Annotated in this window: 25 protein-coding genes and 1 pseudogene; all 26 read left to right on the forward strand. The window is 61.0% G+C overall.

Going from position 1 to position 13,858, the window contains the following annotated elements; translation table 11 throughout:
* Window positions 1-241 (forward strand): annotated as a pseudogene (gene tuf, locus VGN93_RS06625) (elongation factor Tu); the annotation flags it as partial.
* Between the two features lie 189 nt (window positions 242-430).
* Window positions 431-739 carry a 30S ribosomal protein S10 gene (gene rpsJ, locus VGN93_RS06630; RefSeq protein ID WP_003507767.1) on the forward strand — a complete coding sequence of 103 codons (309 nt, stop codon included), beginning with the start codon at window positions 431-433 and terminating at the stop codon, window positions 737-739.
* 158 nt (window positions 740-897) lie between these two features.
* On the forward strand, window positions 898-1,581 hold the full coding sequence (rplC, locus tag VGN93_RS06635) for a 50S ribosomal protein L3 (RefSeq protein WP_256116162.1): 684 nt from the start codon (window positions 898-900) through the stop codon (window positions 1,579-1,581).
* Between the two features lie 12 nt (window positions 1,582-1,593).
* Window positions 1,594-2,214: a 50S ribosomal protein L4 gene (gene rplD / locus VGN93_RS06640; protein ID WP_256116161.1), complete on the forward strand. Its 621-nt coding sequence runs from the start codon at window positions 1,594-1,596 to the stop codon at window positions 2,212-2,214.
* Window positions 2,211-2,504 carry a 50S ribosomal protein L23 gene (locus VGN93_RS06645; RefSeq protein ID WP_256116160.1) on the forward strand — a complete coding sequence of 98 codons (294 nt, stop codon included), beginning with the start codon at window positions 2,211-2,213 and terminating at the stop codon, window positions 2,502-2,504. Before rplD ends, VGN93_RS06645 begins: the two co-directional genes overlap by 4 nt.
* Window positions 2,505-2,534: 30 nt before the next feature.
* Entirely contained in the window at window positions 2,535-3,371 is an 837-nt protein-coding gene (gene rplB, locus VGN93_RS06650; protein ID WP_319319483.1) for a 50S ribosomal protein L2, read from the forward strand.
* A 15-nt stretch (window positions 3,372-3,386) separates the two neighbouring features.
* The gene (rpsS, locus tag VGN93_RS06655) at window positions 3,387-3,665 is read left to right on the forward strand and encodes a 30S ribosomal protein S19 (RefSeq protein ID WP_023517272.1); all 279 of its coding nucleotides are present in this window, start codon (window positions 3,387-3,389) and stop codon (window positions 3,663-3,665) included.
* Window positions 3,666-3,667: 2 nt separating this feature from the next.
* Window positions 3,668-4,057: a 50S ribosomal protein L22 gene (rplV, locus tag VGN93_RS06660; protein WP_117372288.1), complete on the forward strand. Its 390-nt coding sequence runs from the start codon at window positions 3,668-3,670 to the stop codon at window positions 4,055-4,057.
* Complete coding sequence (gene rpsC, locus VGN93_RS06665) at window positions 4,057-4,788, forward strand: 30S ribosomal protein S3 (RefSeq protein WP_319319473.1); 732 nt, start codon at window positions 4,057-4,059, stop codon at window positions 4,786-4,788. Before rplV ends, rpsC begins: the two co-directional genes overlap by 1 nt.
* A 38-nt stretch (window positions 4,789-4,826) precedes the next feature.
* Window positions 4,827-5,240: a 50S ribosomal protein L16 gene (rplP, locus tag VGN93_RS06670; protein WP_319319470.1), complete on the forward strand. Its 414-nt coding sequence runs from the start codon at window positions 4,827-4,829 to the stop codon at window positions 5,238-5,240.
* 12 nt (window positions 5,241-5,252) lie between these two features.
* Window positions 5,253-5,453: a 50S ribosomal protein L29 gene (rpmC, locus tag VGN93_RS06675; protein WP_319319467.1), complete on the forward strand. Its 201-nt coding sequence runs from the start codon at window positions 5,253-5,255 to the stop codon at window positions 5,451-5,453.
* Window positions 5,454-5,466: 13 nt separating this feature from the next.
* Window positions 5,467-5,703, forward strand: a complete 237-nt coding sequence (rpsQ, locus tag VGN93_RS06680) for a 30S ribosomal protein S17 (protein WP_319319464.1) — start codon at window positions 5,467-5,469, stop codon at window positions 5,701-5,703.
* A 269-nt stretch (window positions 5,704-5,972) separates the two neighbouring features.
* The gene (gene rplN / locus VGN93_RS06685) at window positions 5,973-6,341 is read left to right on the forward strand and encodes a 50S ribosomal protein L14 (RefSeq protein ID WP_003495199.1); all 369 of its coding nucleotides are present in this window, start codon (window positions 5,973-5,975) and stop codon (window positions 6,339-6,341) included.
* Window positions 6,342-6,353: 12 nt separating this feature from the next.
* Window positions 6,354-6,665, forward strand: a complete 312-nt coding sequence (gene rplX, locus VGN93_RS06690; protein ID WP_069059026.1) for a 50S ribosomal protein L24 — start codon at window positions 6,354-6,356, stop codon at window positions 6,663-6,665.
* Window positions 6,658-7,215 carry a 50S ribosomal protein L5 gene (rplE, locus tag VGN93_RS06695; protein ID WP_023517484.1) on the forward strand — a complete coding sequence of 186 codons (558 nt, stop codon included), beginning with the start codon at window positions 6,658-6,660 and terminating at the stop codon, window positions 7,213-7,215. The genes rplX and rplE overlap by 8 nt, the downstream gene beginning before the upstream one ends.
* Window positions 7,216-7,249: 34 nt before the next feature.
* On the forward strand, window positions 7,250-7,555 hold the full coding sequence (gene rpsN / locus VGN93_RS06700) for a 30S ribosomal protein S14 (protein ID WP_319319274.1): 306 nt from the start codon (window positions 7,250-7,252) through the stop codon (window positions 7,553-7,555).
* A 12-nt stretch (window positions 7,556-7,567) separates the two neighbouring features.
* A complete protein-coding gene (gene rpsH / locus VGN93_RS06705; RefSeq protein ID WP_319319272.1) occupies window positions 7,568-7,966 on the forward strand; it encodes a 30S ribosomal protein S8 in 399 nt (132 codons plus the stop codon).
* A gap of 42 nt (window positions 7,967-8,008) precedes the next feature.
* Window positions 8,009-8,542, forward strand: a complete 534-nt coding sequence (rplF, locus tag VGN93_RS06710; RefSeq protein WP_319319268.1) for a 50S ribosomal protein L6 — start codon at window positions 8,009-8,011, stop codon at window positions 8,540-8,542.
* A 12-nt stretch (window positions 8,543-8,554) separates the two neighbouring features.
* Window positions 8,555-8,917, forward strand: coding sequence for a 50S ribosomal protein L18 (rplR, locus tag VGN93_RS06715; protein WP_319319266.1), 363 nt, complete (start codon window positions 8,555-8,557; stop codon window positions 8,915-8,917).
* Between the two features lie 128 nt (window positions 8,918-9,045).
* On the forward strand, window positions 9,046-9,612 hold the full coding sequence (gene rpsE / locus VGN93_RS06720) for a 30S ribosomal protein S5 (RefSeq protein WP_319319263.1): 567 nt from the start codon (window positions 9,046-9,048) through the stop codon (window positions 9,610-9,612).
* A 13-nt stretch (window positions 9,613-9,625) separates the two neighbouring features.
* Window positions 9,626-9,829 carry a 50S ribosomal protein L30 gene (rpmD, locus tag VGN93_RS06725; RefSeq protein WP_319319260.1) on the forward strand — a complete coding sequence of 68 codons (204 nt, stop codon included), beginning with the start codon at window positions 9,626-9,628 and terminating at the stop codon, window positions 9,827-9,829.
* Window positions 9,830-9,840: 11 nt separating this feature from the next.
* Entirely contained in the window at window positions 9,841-10,320 is a 480-nt protein-coding gene (rplO, locus tag VGN93_RS06730) for a 50S ribosomal protein L15 (protein WP_319319258.1), read from the forward strand.
* 315 nt (window positions 10,321-10,635) lie between these two features.
* Window positions 10,636-11,976, forward strand: a complete 1,341-nt coding sequence (gene secY, locus VGN93_RS06735; RefSeq protein WP_319319254.1) for a preprotein translocase subunit SecY — start codon at window positions 10,636-10,638, stop codon at window positions 11,974-11,976.
* Entirely contained in the window at window positions 11,973-12,557 is a 585-nt protein-coding gene (locus tag VGN93_RS06740) for an adenylate kinase (protein ID WP_319319252.1), read from the forward strand. The genes secY and VGN93_RS06740 overlap by 4 nt, the downstream gene beginning before the upstream one ends.
* A gap of 229 nt (window positions 12,558-12,786) precedes the next feature.
* Window positions 12,787-13,155 carry a 30S ribosomal protein S13 gene (gene rpsM / locus VGN93_RS06745; protein ID WP_064329867.1) on the forward strand — a complete coding sequence of 123 codons (369 nt, stop codon included), beginning with the start codon at window positions 12,787-12,789 and terminating at the stop codon, window positions 13,153-13,155.
* Window positions 13,156-13,397: 242 nt separating this feature from the next.
* Window positions 13,398-13,787 (forward strand): 30S ribosomal protein S11, encoded by a 390-nt coding sequence (gene rpsK, locus VGN93_RS06750; RefSeq protein ID WP_023513823.1) that lies wholly within the window; start codon window positions 13,398-13,400, stop codon window positions 13,785-13,787.
* The last annotated feature ends 71 nt before the right edge of the window (window positions 13,788-13,858 follow it).

Here is a 13,858-nt window from a genome sequence, read left to right on the forward strand (position 1 = left end):
AGAAGGCGGCCGTCATACGCCGTTCTTCACGAACTACCGTCCGCAGTTCTACTTCCGCACGACGGACGTGACCGGCATCGTTTCGCTGCCGGAAGGCACGGAAATGGTCATGCCTGGCGATAACGTCACGGTTTCGGTCGAGCTGATCGTTCCGATCGCGATGGAAGAAAAGCTGCGCTTCGCTATCCGCGAAGGCGGCCGCACCGTCGGCGCCGGCATCGTCGCTTCGATCGTCGAGTAAGACGTAAGGCCTGAGGCCGCTGAAAATGGAAGGGCAGGGGTTCAACCCTGCCCCTCCGGTCTTTGAAAATTTAGCGGACTGGCCTTTCGGCAATTGTGTTTTCGTGTGCGTTCCGTTATGGAACCGCCAGAATCAAAAAGCGCGTATTCCCAGGAGAATCGCGCGGGTAACGAACTAAGGAAAAGTCGTATGAACGGCCAGAACATCCGCATCCGCCTCAAGGCGTTTGACCACCGGATCCTTGATGCCTCCACGCGCGAAATCGTGTCGACGGCAAAGCGCACCGGCGCAAGTGTCCGCGGTCCCGTTCCGCTCCCGACCCGTATTGAAAAGTTCACGGTCAACCGGTCGCCCCACGTCGACAAGAAGAGCCGCGAACAGTTCGAGATGCGCACGCACAAGCGCCTGCTCGACATTGTAGATCCGACCCCGCAGACCGTCGACGCTCTCATGAAGCTCGACCTTGCGGCCGGTGTAGACGTAGAGATCAAGCTCTAAGTCCGGCGTAAGCCGAAATAACAAGGAAGGTACGTGGCGTAAGCCGACGTCTTCTAAAAACGGGAAACCCGACGGCTCCAAAGCCCGAGTGGAATCCTTAAACCAAGAGGCATGACGGGACGTCACGATCCCGCCAGGACTTCTAAGAGGATTGAACCATGCGTTCAGGTGTGATTGCACAGAAAGTAGGGATGACTCGCGTCTATAATGACGCAGGTGAGCATATCCCCGTAACAGTATTGCGACTGGACAACGTCCAGGTCGTTGCCCAGCGCACGCAGGACAAGAACGGCTACACGGCCGTCCAGCTCGGCGCCGGCACCTCCAAGGTGAAGAACACGGCAAAGGCACTGCGCGGCCAGTTCGCCGCTGCAAGCGTCGAGCCGAAGGCGAAGCTCGTCGAGTTCCGCGTCTCGGAAGACAACCTCATCGACATCGGCGCGGAACTGACCGCGAGCCACTTTGTCGCAGGCCAGCTCGTCGACGTTACCGGCACCACGATCGGTAAGGGTTTCGCCGGTGCCATGAAGCGCCACAACTTCGGTGGTCTTCGTGCAACGCACGGCGTGTCCGTTTCGCACCGTTCGCACGGTTCGACGGGTAACAACCAGGACCCGGGCAAGGTCTGGAAGGGCAAGCGCATGGCTGGTCACATGGGCCAGACGCGCGTCACCACCCAGAACCTCGAAGTCGTCTCGACCGACGAAGAGCGTGGTCTCATCCTCGTCAAGGGCGCTGTCCCGGGCTCCAAGGGCGCCTGGATCGTCGTTCGTGACGCCGTCAAGTCCGGCACCCCGTCCGACGCGCCGCGTCCGGCCGCCGTGCGCGCCGCAGTCAAGTAAGGGAGCCTGATCATGGATCTCAAAGTCACGACCCTCGAGGGGAAGGACGCCGGCAAGGTCTCCCTCTCCGACGCGATTTTCGGCCTCGAGCCGCGCGAAGACATCATTGCCCGCGTCGTTCGCTGGCAGCTTGCCAAGAAGCAGCAGGGCAGCCACAAGTCGCTGACCCGCGCCGAGGTTTCCCGCACCGGCGCCAAGATGTACAAGCAGAAGGGTACGGGCCGCGCCCGTCACCATTCGGCACGTGCACCGCAGTTCCGCGGCGGCGGCAAGGCTCACGGCCCGGTTGTTCGCAGCCATGCCCACGACCTGCCCAAGCAGGTTCGCGCGCTCGGCCTGCGCCATGCGCTCTCGGCCAAGCTGAAGGCGGAAAACCTGATCATCATCGACGATCTGGTTGCTGCCGAAGCAAAGACGAAGGCTCTGGCTGGCGTTTTCGCCTCGCTCGGCCTCACCAATGCCCTCATCATCGGCGGCTCGGAACTTGACGGCAACTTCAAGCTCGCAGCCCGCAACATCCCGAACGTGGATGTTCTGCCGATCCAGGGTATCAACGTTTACGACATCCTGCGCCGCGGCAAGCTCGTGCTCTCCAAGGCTGCTGTAGAAGCCCTCGAGGAGCGGTTCAAATGACGGATCTTCGCCACTACGATGTGATCGTATCTCCTTCGATCACCGAAAAGTCGACGCTGGTCTCCGAAAACAACCAGGTCGTCTTTAACGTTGCCAAGCGCGCTTCCAAGCCTGAAATCAAGGCTGCGGTGGAAGCACTCTTCGGCGTCAAGGTCACGGCTGTGAACACGCTCGTCCGCAAGGGCAAGATCAAGCGTTTCCGCGGCTTCGCCGGCCGGCAGGGAGATGTCAAGAAGGCTATCGTCACGCTTGCTGACGGTCAGTCCATCGACGTCTCCACCGGGCTCTAATCGGGCAGTCGGCTGAAAGGAAACAGAAAAATGGCATTGAAACACTACAATCCGACCACCCCGAGCCAGCGCCAGCTGGTCATCGTCGACCGGTCGGGCCTTTACAAGGGCAAGCCCGTCAAGGCTCTGACCGAAGGTCTTTCCAAGAGCGGTGGCCGTAACAACCTCGGTCGCATCACTGCCCGCTTCATCGGCGGCGGTCACAAGCGTACCTATCGTCTGATCGACTTCAAGCGTCGCAAGTTCGACGTCGAGGGCACGATCGCGCGCCTGGAATACGACCCGAACCGCACCGCGTTCATCGCTCTGGTGAGCTATGCCGACGGCGAGCAGGCCTACATCCTGGCGCCGCAGCGCCTGGCAGCCGGCGACAAGGTCATCGCGTCCGACAAGGCCGTTGACGTGAAGCCCGGCAACACCATGCCGCTGCAGTACATCCCGGTTGGCTCGATCGTCCATAACGTCGAGATGAAGCCGGGCAAGGGCGGCCAGATCGCCCGTTCCGCCGGCACCTTCGTCCAGCTGGTCGGCCGCGACCAGGGCATGGCGATCCTTCGCCTGAACTCGGGCGAACAGCGCCTGGTTCACTCGTCCTGCCTCGCGACGATCGGCGCCGTATCCAACCCGGATCACGGCAACATCAACGACGGCAAGGCTGGCCGCACGCGCTGGCGCGGCAAGACCCCGCACAACCGCGGTGTCGTCATGAACCCGGTCGACCACCCGCACGGCGGTGGTGAAGGCCGCACCTCCGGTGGTCGTCACCCGGTATCCCCGTGGGGCAAGCCCACCAAGGGCAAGCGTACCCGCTCGAACAAGTCGACCGACAAGTTCATCATGCGCTCGCGCCACTTGAAGAAGAAGTAAGAGAGGTAGTCAGGAATGGCTCGTTCAGTATGGAAAGGCCCGTTTGTTGACGGCTATCTTCTCAAGAAGGCTGAGAAGGTTCGTGAAGGCGGTCGCAGCGAAGTGATCAAGATCTGGAGCCGTCGCTCCACGATCCTGCCGCAGTTCGTCGGATTGACCTTCGGCGTCTACAACGGCAGCAAGCACATCCCGGTGGCCGTCAACGAAGACATGGTCGGCCACAAGTTTGGTGAATTTGCTCCGACCCGGACCTATTACGGTCACGGTGCGGACAAGAAGGCGAAGAGGAAGTAACGATGGGCAAGGCTAAAGCCGAACGTCGGCTGAAGGATAACGAGGCGCAGGCCATCGCGCGCACGATCCGCGTCAGCCCCCAGAAGCTCAACCTGCTTGCTGCGCTGATCCGCGGCAAGAAGGTCGACCGGGCTCTCGCTGAACTTGAATTCTCGCGCAAGCGTAGCGCCGAGACCGTCAAGAAGACGCTGGAATCTGCAATCGCCAACGCAGAAAACAACCACGACCTCGACGTCGACAGCCTGATCGTCGCGGAAGCGTATGTCGGCAAGTCGATTGTCATGAAGCGTTTCCACGCTCGTGGCCGCGGCCGCGCATCGCGGATCGAGAAGCCTTTCTCGCATCTGACGATCGTCGTCCGTGAAGTCGAAGCCAAAGGGGAGGCCGCATAATGGGCCAGAAGATTAATCCAATCGGTTTCCGCCTCGGCATCAACCGTACCTGGGACAGCCGCTGGTTCGCCGACAACGCCGAATACAGCCAGCTGCTTCACGAAGACCTGAAGATCCGCGCTTTCGTCATGGAAGAGCTGAAGCAGGCCGGTATCGCCAAGGTCGTCATCGAGCGTCCGCACAAGAAGTGCCGCATCACGATCCACTCGGCTCGCCCGGGTCTGATCATCGGCAAGAAGGGTGCGGACATCGAGAAGCTTCGCAAGAAGCTTGCCGCGATGACGAACTCCGAAACGCACCTCAACATCGTTGAAGTTCGCAAGCCCGAAGTCGACGCGACGCTGGTTGCCCAGTCGATCGCCCAGCAGCTCGAACGCCGCGTGGCTTTCCGCCGTGCGATGAAGCGCGCTGTTCAGTCCGCCATGCGTCTTGGCGCCGAAGGCATCAAGATCACCTGCGGCGGCCGCCTCGGCGGCGCGGAAATCGCGCGTACGGAATGGTACCGCGAAGGTCGCGTTCCGCTTCACACGCTGCGTGCAGACATCGACTACGGTACGGCGGAAGCCAAGACCGCATTCGGCATCTGCGGCATCAAGGTCTGGATCTTCAAGGGCGAAATCCTTGAGCACGATCCGATGGCCTCGGAGCGTCGCGCAAGCGAAAGTGACAGCCAGGGTCCTGCAAGCCGCGAACGCGGCGATCGTGGCGACCGTCGTCGTGAAAACGCGTAACAGTCGCGTTTGGCAGCCAATATCGGAGAAGTAAAAAAATGTTGCAGCCAAAGCGTACCAAGTATCGCAAGCAGTTCAAGGGCCGCATCAAGGGTGTCGCCAAGGGCGGCTCCGACCTCGCTTTCGGCGAGTTCGGCTTGAAGGCTCAGGAACCGAATCGCGTTAACGCTCGCGAGATCGAAGCGGCCCGCCGCGCGATCACGCGCCACATGAAGCGTGCCGGCCGTGTGTGGATCCGTGTGTTCCCCGACGTGCCGGTCACCGCCAAGCCTACCGAAGTCCGCATGGGTAAAGGTAAGGGTTCGGTCGAATACTGGGCGGCCAAGGTCAAGCCCGGTCGTATGATGTTCGAGATCGACGGTGTCTCCGAGGAGATCGCCCGCGAGGCGCTTCGTCTCGGCTCGGCCAAGCTCTCGGTCAAGACGCGCTTCGTACAGCGCATTGCAGAGTAAGGAGCGAGTAGGATGAAATCCGTAGACGTTCGCGCGCTCAGCGCCGATCAGCTCAACGACGAGCTTGCCAAGCTGAAGAAGGAGCAGTTCAACCTGCGCTTCCAGAAGGCGACCGGCCAGCTCGAAAAGACCTCGCGCATCAACGAAGTCCGCAAGGACATCGCGCGCGTCAAGACCATTGCCCGCCAGAAGGCGGCAGAAGCCAAGGCCTAAGGACCGGAAAAATATGCCTAAACGCATTCTGCAGGGCACTGTAGTCAGCGACAAGAACGACAAGACCATCGTCGTTCGCGTCGAGCGCCGCTTTGCTCATCCCCTGCTTCAGAAGACCGTTCGCCGGTCCAAGAAGTACAAGGCACATGACGAAGCCAACCAGTTCAAGGTCGGCGACGTCGTTTCCATCGAGGAATGTGCACCGATCTCCAAGGACAAGCGCTGGACCGTCGTACTGGCCCAGGCTTAAAAACTCGAGATTTAGCGCCAGGCCCTTGCGTCTGGCGCGAAAATCTATATGAAGCAGCGCAAGGACGCTCGGAATCGCGAGCGTTCTTTTGCTTTTAGCGCACGGAAGGTCCATCGGTTTGCTGACGTCAGTCGGTTCATCGACGTGGAAACCACCCTGGCAACACACCGTCCCGCGCGAAAACACGAATTTCCATAAGCTGGAACAGGGGGCCCCTCCTCAATCAAGAGAGGCCCAACCGGTCCGGTAAAACAAGAAGGCGACCTGACATGATTCAGATGCAGACTAACCTCGACGTCGCGGATAATTCCGGCGCACGTCGTGTCATGTGCATCAAGGTGCTGGGCGGCTCCAAGCGTAAGTACGCTTCGGTCGGCGACATTATCGTCGTCTCGATCAAGGAAGCCATCCCGCGCGGCCGCGTGAAGAAGGGTGACGTGATGAAGGCGGTTGTCGTTCGCACCGCCAAGGACATCCGTCGCGCCGACGGCAGCGTGATCCGTTTCGACAACAACGCAGCCGTCCTGATCGACAACAAGAAAGAGCCCATCGGCACCCGTATCTTCGGACCGGTTCCGCGCGAACTTCGCGCCAAGAACCACATGAAGATCATCTCGCTGGCTCCGGAAGTACTCTAAGGAGCGATGGCTATGCAAAAGATTCGTAAGGGCGACAAGGTCGTCGTACTCACCGGCAAGGACAAGGGTCGTACCGGTGAAGTTGTTCAGGTCATGCCGAAGGAAGACCGTGCGGTCGTCAAGGGTATCAACCTGGTGAAGCGTCACCAGCGTCAGTCCCAGACCCAGGAAGCCGGCATCATCACCAAGGAAGCTTCGATCCACCTGTCGAACATCGCGATCGCCGACCCCAAGGACGGCAAGCCGACCCGCGTCGGTTTCAAGGTCGAGGGCGACAAGAAGGTTCGTGTAGCAAAGCGTTCGGGAGTGTCGATCGATGGCTGACACCAAGTATGAGCCGCGCCTCAAGAAGGAATACGTCGAGCGTATCCGCAAGGCGCTTCAGGAGCAGTTCTCCTTCGCCAACGAGATGCAGATCCCGCGTCTCGACAAGGTCGTCATCAACATGGGTGTTGGTGAATCGACGGGCGACTCGAAGAAGCCGACCGTAGCGGCCGGCGACCTCGCAGCGATTGCCGGCCAGAAGCCGGTCATCACGCGCGCCCGCAACTCGATTGCCGGCTTCAAGCTGCGCGAAGGCATGCCGATCGGCGCGAAGGTTACGCTGCGCGGCGCCCGCATGTATGAATTTCTGGATCGCCTCGTGAACATCGCGCTGCCCCGCGTACGCGACTTCCGTGGTCTGAACCCGAAGTCCTTCGATGGCCGTGGCAACTTCGCCATGGGTATCAAGGAGCACATTGTGTTCCCGGAGATCAACTACGACAAGGTTGATCAGATGTGGGGCATGGACATCATCGTTTGCACGACGGCAAAGACGGACGACGAAGCACGGGCTCTTCTGAAAGAGTTCAACTTCCCGTTCCGCGCCTGATCCGTAACGACAAGCGTAAAGAAGGATACTTGTTATGGCGAAAACGAGCGCAGTTGAAAAGAACAAGCGCCGCCGCAAACTGGTCGCCAGCCAGGCCGCCAAGCGTGCCGGCCTGAAGGCCATCATCCAGAACCAGTCTCTTCCCATCGAAGAGCGCTTCAAGGCGACCTTGAAGCTTGCCGAACTTCCGCGCAATGGTTCCAAAACCCGCATCCGCAACCGTTGCGAAGTAACGGGCCGTCCGCGCGCCTTTTACCGCAAACTCGGAATGTCGCGTATTGCGCTTCGTGAACTCGGCAATTCCGGCAAGGTGCCGGGCATTGTCAAGTCGAGCTGGTAAGGAGACGGGCACATGTCTATGACTGATCCTCTGGGCGATATGCTCACCCGCATCCGCAACGGCGCCGCACGCCGCAAGTCCAGCGTTTCGACGCCGGCTTCCAAGCTGCGCGCCCGCGTTCTGGACGTCCTTCAGTCCGAAGGTTACATCCGCGGATATTCGGAAGTCGAATTCGGCAACGGCAAGGCCGAGCTGAACATCGAACTCAAGTACTACGAAGGCGCATCCGTGATCCGCAAGATCGCTCGCGTCTCCAAGCCGGGCCGCCGGGTCTATGTCTCGGTCAAGTCCATCCCGCAGGTCGCGAACGGCCTCGGCATCACCATCCTTTCGACCCCGAAGGGTGTGATGGCCGATCACCAGGCACGCGAACAGAACGTTGGTGGCGAGGTTCTTTGCTCGATCTTCTAAGATCGAGCATGGATCTCCATAACGAACAGACAGGATAAAACAATGTCTCGTATCGGTAAGAAGCCCGTTCCGGTTCCCGCTGGTGTCACCGCGACCGTCGATGGTCAGAAGGTCACCGCGAAGGGCCCGAAGGGCGAACTGTTCTTCGTCGCAAACGACGAAGTTTCGGTGAAGCTCGAAGACAACGCTGTTGTCGTGCAGCCGGCAAACGACTCCAAGGATGCTCGTTCCAAGTGGGGCATGTCCCGCACGATGGTCGAGAACATCTTCAAGGGTGTGAAGGACGGCTACGAGCGCAAGCTCGAAATCAACGGCGTCGGTTACCGCGCGTCGCTGCAGGGCAAGAACCTGCAGCTGGCACTCGGCTTCAGCCACGACGTGGTCTACCAGACGCCGGAAGGCATCTCGATCGTTGTGCCGAAGCCGACGGAAATCGTCATCTCCGGCATCGACAAGCAGAAGGTCGGCCAGGTCGCAGCGGAAATCCGCGAATACCGTGGCCCCGAGCCCTACAAGGGCAAGGGCGTCAAGTATGCCGAAGAGCGGATTGTCCGCAAAGAAGGCAAGAAGAAGTAAGGATCACGCGAAATGGCTAGCAGGAAAGAAGCTCTCGTGCGCCGCGCCAACCGCGTGCGCCGTTCCATCAAGGCGGTCGCCAACGGCCGTCCGCGCCTGTCGGTTCATCGCTCGTCGAAGAACATCTACGTACAGGTCATCGACGACGTGGCCGGCACGACGCTTGCGTCCGCCTCCACGCTCGACACCGATCTGCGCTCGTCCTTGAAGACGGGCGCCGACACGGCAGCAGCCGCTGCCGTCGGCAAGCTCATTGCAGAGCGTGCCGTCAAGGCCGGCGTCAACGAGGTCGTTTTCGACCGTGGCGCCTTTATCTATCACGGCCGCATCAAGGCTCTCGCCGAAGCTGCCCGTGAAGGTGGTCTTAGTTTCTGATCTTTCGGCTGGGCGCGTAAAGCGCCTGCCGGTCAGCTCAGTGGGGTATTGGTCGCTTCCATTCCCTGAATGGGGGCGACTTTCGTCAATCTGCCGATTGCACCCGGAAAAGAAAAAGGAAAAGGACAATGGCACAGGAAAAGCGCGGTCGTGATGACCGCCAGAACCGCGAAGAGCGCGACAGCGAGTTTGTCGACAAGCTCGTCGCGATCAATCGCGTCGCGAAGGTCGTCAAGGGCGGCCGTCGTTTCGGTTTCGCAGCTCTCGTCGTCGTCGGCGACCAGAAGGGCCGCGTCGGCTTCGGCCATGGCAAGGCTCGTGAAGTTCCGGAAGCGATCCGGAAGGCCACCGAAGCCGCCAAGCGCGACCTCATCTTCGTACCGCTGCGCTCGGGCCGCACGCTGCACCATGACGTGCACGGCCGCCACGGCGCCGGCAAGGTTCTGCTTCGCTCGGCCAAGGCCGGTACCGGCATCATCGCCGGTGGCCCGATGCGCGCCGTCTTCGAAACGCTCGGCGTTCACGACGTCGTCGCCAAGTCGACCGGTTCGTCGAACCCGTACAACATGATCCGTGCGACGTTCGATGCTCTCAAGAGCCAGATGCACCCGAAGGACATCGCGGCACAGCGCGGCATGAAATACGCCACGCTGCAGGCCCGTCGTGTGTCCGCCGGCGTCGCTTCCGAAGAATAAGGGAGTTTGAACAATGGCTAAGAAAGAAACCGCAACGAAGACGGTGACTGTCGAGCAGATCGGCAGCCCCATTCGCCGTCCGGCCGTACAGCGCGCAACGCTGGTCGGCCTGGGCCTTAACAAGATGCATCGGGTTCGCACGCTGGAAGACACTCCGTCTGTCCGCGGCATGATCCGTGCCGTCCAGCACCTCGTTCGCGTCGTCGACGGGAAGTGAGGGGATAGATCATGAAGCTCAATGAAATCAAAGACAACGAAGGCTCCACCAAGAACCGTAAGCGCGTCGGTCGCGGTATCGGTTCTGGCTCCGGCAAGACCGGTGGTCGCGGTGTAAAGGGTCAGAAGGCACGTTCGGGTGTGGCCATCAACGGCTTCGAAGGCGGCCAGATGCCCATCTACCGTCGCCTGCCGAAGCGCGGCTTCAACAACATCTTCTCGTCCGACTTCGCCATCGTGTCGCTGGGCCGCATCCAGGTCGCCATCGACGCCGGCAAGCTCGACGGCAAGGCGACGGTTGATGCAGCAGCCCTCAAGGCAGCCGGCGTTATCCGCCGCGTCAAGGACGGCGTCCGCATTCTTGCTGACGGCGACCTGACGGCCAAGGTGACGTTCGAAGTCGCCGGCGCCTCCAAGCCGGCGATCGAAAAGATCGAAAAGGCCGGCGGCTCGATCAAGCTGCTCCTGGCAGCTGCGGAAGCCGCCGAATAATTCGACGAAATCTTCGCCCGGTGTGCTTCACACCGGGCGATTTTGCTCCCATATGTGAGCCTCACAACGATGGCCGGGAACCCCATCCCGCCGTTGTCCGGAATTTAAAACCAGCGTGAGGCCGGGATTGCTTGACAATCCGCGTTTCAACCGGTTTAGGCTCCATCCGCCGGGTTTGCCGCAATGGCAGACGGGCACGACGAATTTCAGCATGTGCAGTCGGTCCGAGGAGGGCCGGGCGCAAATGCCAAACGGATCAGCCATTCCGGACCTGGCCGGGCTCCCCGCCGCCGGATCGGCTTCGCGGAGAAATGCATGGCTTCGGCAGCGGAACAACTTGCCTCTAATCTCAACTTCTCGACTTTCGCCAAGGCGGAAGATCTGAAGAAGCGTCTCTGGTTCACGCTGGGCGCGCTGCTCGTCTATCGCCTCGGCACCTATATCCCGTTGCCGGGCCTCAATCCCGATGCCTTCGCCCAGGCCTTCCAGGGCCAGTCCAGCGGCATTCTCGGCCTCTTCAACATGTTCTCCGGCGGCGCCGTCGAGCGCATGGCGATCTTCGCGCTCGGCATCATGCCGTACATCTCCGCGTCGATCATCGTGCAGCTGATGACGTCGGTCGTTCCCTCGCTGGAACAGCTGAAGAAGGAAGGCGAACAGGGCCGCAAGATCATCAACCAGTACACCCGCTACGGCACGGTGCTGCTCGGCACGCTGCAGGCCTACGGCATCGCGGTGGGCCTCGAAAGCGGGGCAGGGCTGGTCAACGATCCGGGCTGGTTCTTCCGCATCTCCACCGTCATCTCGCTGCTCGGCGGCACCATGTTCCTGATGTGGCTCGGTGAGCAGATCACCTCGCGCGGCATCGGCAACGGCATTTCGCTGATCATCTTCGCCGGCATCGTCGCCGCCCTTCCGGGCGCGCTGGCCGGTACGCTCGAACTCGGCCGCACCGGCGCTCTGTCGATCGGTGTGATTCTCGCCGTCGTCGTCATGGCCGTCGGCGTGATCGCCCTCATCGTCTTCGTCGAGCGCGCCCAGCGCCGCCTTCTGATCCAGTATCCGAAGCGACAGGTGGGCAACCGCATGTTCCAGGGCGATACGTCGCACCTGCCGCTGAAGCTCAACACCGCGGGCGTCATCCCGGCGATCTTCGCGTCCTCGCTGCTGCTGCTGCCGGCAACGCTGGCGGGCTTCTCCAACACCGCGGAACTGCCGGCCTGGGCGACGGCGATCATCGCCGCCCTTGGCCACGGCCAGCCGCTCTACATGCTGCTCTATGCGGGCATGATCGCCTTCTTCGCCTTCTTCTACACGGCCATCGTCTTCAATCCGAAGGATACGGCCGACAATCTGAAGAAGCACGGCGGCTTCATTCCGGGCATCCGCCCGGGCGAGCGCACCGCCGAATATATCGACTACGTGCTGACCCGCATCACGGTGGTCGGCGCGGCCTACCTGATGTTCGTCTGCATTCTTCCCGAAATTCTCATCGCTCAGACAGGTGTGCCGTTCTACCTTGGTGGTACGTCGCTTTTGATTGTTGTCAGCGTGACCCTTGATACTGTAGCACAGATTCAGGGTCACCTGATTGCTCAGCAGTATGAGGGGCTGATCAAGAAGTCGAAGCTGCGTGGAGGAAAGAGGGGACGATGAGACTGATTTTTCTGGGGCCGCCGGGTGCTGGCAAGGGAACGCAAGCCAAGCTCCTGACGGAGAGGCACGGTATTCCGCAGCTTTCCACGGGTGACATGTTGCGGGCGGCCGTTGCCGCCGGCACGGATGTCGGCAAACGCGCGAAGGCCGTCATGGATGCCGGCCAGCTCGTCTCCGACGCCATCGTCAACGAGATCGTGTCCGACCGAATCGATTCGGCCGACTGTGCCAGGGGCTTCATCCTCGACGGTTACCCGCGCACGGTTCCGCAGGCCGAAGCCCTCGACCGGATCCTCGCCGGCAAGGGCATCGCACTCGATGCCGTCATCGAGCTGAAGGTCGACGAGGACGCGCTGGTCAAGCGCATGGAGAATCGTGTTGCCGAAACGGTCGCCGCCGGCGGCACCGTTCGCTCCGACGACAATCCGGAGGCCTTCAAGCGCCGCCTGACGGAATACCGCGAAAAGACCGCGCCGCTGTCGAAGTACTACGCATCGACCGGCAAGCTCCAGACGGTCGACGGCATGGCCAATGTCGACGTGGTGACGGCAGAGATTGCCGGAATCCTGGAGAACGCCTGATATCAGGTTAAAAAGGATTAGCCGGGGAGTTGACTTTTTAGCCGATTCCCCCTTATGACAGCGCCAACTCGCGACATACCATTGCGATCGGCGCGGACTTCCAAGAACGAAGTCCGGGTGCGGTCGTTTTCGACGTGTCACGGACATCAACTGAGCGACGCGGCTTTGAAGCCGCTTCAAATGAAGAAGACCACTTGCCGGATGGCAACTGGAAGCAAGGAGAACAGGCGTGGCACGTATCGCTGGCGTCAACATCCCGACTGCGAAGCGCGTTGTCATCGCGCTGCGTTACATTCACGGGATCGGCCCGAAGTTTGCACAGGAAATCATCGAGAAGGTCGGTATCCCGGCTGATCGTCGCGTTCACCAGCTGACGGACGCAGAAATCCTGCAGATCCGCGAAGCCATCGACCGCGACTACCAGGTCGAAGGCGACCTGCGTCGCGAGACCTCGATGAACATCAAGCGTCTCATGGACCTCGGTTGCTACCGTGGTCTGCGTCACCGTCGTGGCCTTCCGGTCCGCGGTCAGCGCACGCACACCAACGCCCGCACCCGCAAGGGTCCGGCGAAGGCAATCGCAGGCAAGAAGAAGTAATTTCCCGGAAACGGGGAATGGGAGGCTGGCGCGTTGCGCCGGCCTCTTTTGAGTTTCGAGCGGGGCCTTGCATCGTGCATGGGTCCCGGTCGGTGGAGCTGCTGGCACTACGGCAGTGACGATATCGCCGCATGCAGCGCCTTCGGGCCGGCGTGCAAATTTTATACAGGGCAGGGGGTAAGCCTCCGCCCGGTGGAGCCGCTGGAACTACGGCGGTGTCGAGATCAACGAAAGGACTACCCATGGCCAAGGAAGCCGCACGCGTCCGCCGTCGCGAACGCAAGAACATCACCTCGGGTGTTGCTCACGTCAATTCTTCGTTCAACAACACGATGATCACCATCACCGATGCACAGGGCAACGCCATTGCCTGGTCGTCGGCCGGTGCAAAGGGCTTCAAGGGATCGCGCAAGTCGACCCCGTTCGCTGCCCAGATCGCTGCTGAAGACTGCGCCAAGAAGGCCCAGGAACACGGCATGAAGTCGCTGGAAGTCGAAGTCTGCGGCCCGGGTTCCGGCCGCGAATCGGCTCTGCGCGCCCTCCAGGCTGCCGGCTTCATGATCACGTCGATCCGCGACGTGACCCCGATCCCGCACAACGGTTGCCGCCCGCGCAAGAAGCGTCGCGTCTGATCATCGCATTCGAATTGCTGCGGAAGCCGGCTTTCGGCTTTCGCAGATCTTCAGGGCTCGGCCGTCACGAT

This window comes from Shinella sp., from assembly GCF_035998705.1.
Taxonomy (GTDB): Bacteria; Pseudomonadota; Alphaproteobacteria; order Rhizobiales; family Rhizobiaceae; genus Shinella.

What these genes read in the sequence shown, in the direction of transcription:
- rpsJ (WP_003507767.1), top strand. Translation starts at nt 431, where the DNA reads ATGAACGGCCAGAACATCCGCATCCGCCTCAAGGCGTTTGACCACCGG.
- rplC (WP_256116162.1), top strand. Translation starts at nt 898, where the DNA reads ATGCGTTCAGGTGTGATTGCACAGAAAGTAGGGATGACTCGCGTCTAT.
- rplD (WP_256116161.1), top strand. Translation starts at nt 1,594, where the DNA reads ATGGATCTCAAAGTCACGACCCTCGAGGGGAAGGACGCCGGCAAGGTC.
- VGN93_RS06645 (WP_256116160.1), top strand. Translation starts at nt 2,211, where the DNA reads ATGACGGATCTTCGCCACTACGATGTGATCGTATCTCCTTCGATCACC.
- rplB (WP_319319483.1), top strand. Translation starts at nt 2,535, where the DNA reads ATGGCATTGAAACACTACAATCCGACCACCCCGAGCCAGCGCCAGCTG.
- rpsS (WP_023517272.1), top strand. Translation starts at nt 3,387, where the DNA reads ATGGCTCGTTCAGTATGGAAAGGCCCGTTTGTTGACGGCTATCTTCTC.
- rplV (WP_117372288.1), top strand. Translation starts at nt 3,668, where the DNA reads ATGGGCAAGGCTAAAGCCGAACGTCGGCTGAAGGATAACGAGGCGCAG.
- rpsC (WP_319319473.1), top strand. Translation starts at nt 4,057, where the DNA reads ATGGGCCAGAAGATTAATCCAATCGGTTTCCGCCTCGGCATCAACCGT.
- rplP (WP_319319470.1), top strand. Translation starts at nt 4,827, where the DNA reads ATGTTGCAGCCAAAGCGTACCAAGTATCGCAAGCAGTTCAAGGGCCGC.
- rpmC (WP_319319467.1), top strand. Translation starts at nt 5,253, where the DNA reads ATGAAATCCGTAGACGTTCGCGCGCTCAGCGCCGATCAGCTCAACGAC.
- rpsQ (WP_319319464.1), top strand. Translation starts at nt 5,467, where the DNA reads ATGCCTAAACGCATTCTGCAGGGCACTGTAGTCAGCGACAAGAACGAC.
- rplN (WP_003495199.1), top strand. Translation starts at nt 5,973, where the DNA reads ATGATTCAGATGCAGACTAACCTCGACGTCGCGGATAATTCCGGCGCA.
- rplX (WP_069059026.1), top strand. Translation starts at nt 6,354, where the DNA reads ATGCAAAAGATTCGTAAGGGCGACAAGGTCGTCGTACTCACCGGCAAG.
- rplE (WP_023517484.1), top strand. Translation starts at nt 6,658, where the DNA reads ATGGCTGACACCAAGTATGAGCCGCGCCTCAAGAAGGAATACGTCGAG.
- rpsN (WP_319319274.1), top strand. Translation starts at nt 7,250, where the DNA reads ATGGCGAAAACGAGCGCAGTTGAAAAGAACAAGCGCCGCCGCAAACTG.
- rpsH (WP_319319272.1), top strand. Translation starts at nt 7,568, where the DNA reads ATGTCTATGACTGATCCTCTGGGCGATATGCTCACCCGCATCCGCAAC.
- rplF (WP_319319268.1), top strand. Translation starts at nt 8,009, where the DNA reads ATGTCTCGTATCGGTAAGAAGCCCGTTCCGGTTCCCGCTGGTGTCACC.
- rplR (WP_319319266.1), top strand. Translation starts at nt 8,555, where the DNA reads ATGGCTAGCAGGAAAGAAGCTCTCGTGCGCCGCGCCAACCGCGTGCGC.
- rpsE (WP_319319263.1), top strand. Translation starts at nt 9,046, where the DNA reads ATGGCACAGGAAAAGCGCGGTCGTGATGACCGCCAGAACCGCGAAGAG.
- rpmD (WP_319319260.1), top strand. Translation starts at nt 9,626, where the DNA reads ATGGCTAAGAAAGAAACCGCAACGAAGACGGTGACTGTCGAGCAGATC.
- rplO (WP_319319258.1), top strand. Translation starts at nt 9,841, where the DNA reads ATGAAGCTCAATGAAATCAAAGACAACGAAGGCTCCACCAAGAACCGT.
- secY (WP_319319254.1), top strand. Translation starts at nt 10,636, where the DNA reads ATGGCTTCGGCAGCGGAACAACTTGCCTCTAATCTCAACTTCTCGACT.
- VGN93_RS06740 (WP_319319252.1), top strand. Translation starts at nt 11,973, where the DNA reads ATGAGACTGATTTTTCTGGGGCCGCCGGGTGCTGGCAAGGGAACGCAA.
- rpsK (WP_023513823.1), top strand. Translation starts at nt 13,398, where the DNA reads ATGGCCAAGGAAGCCGCACGCGTCCGCCGTCGCGAACGCAAGAACATC.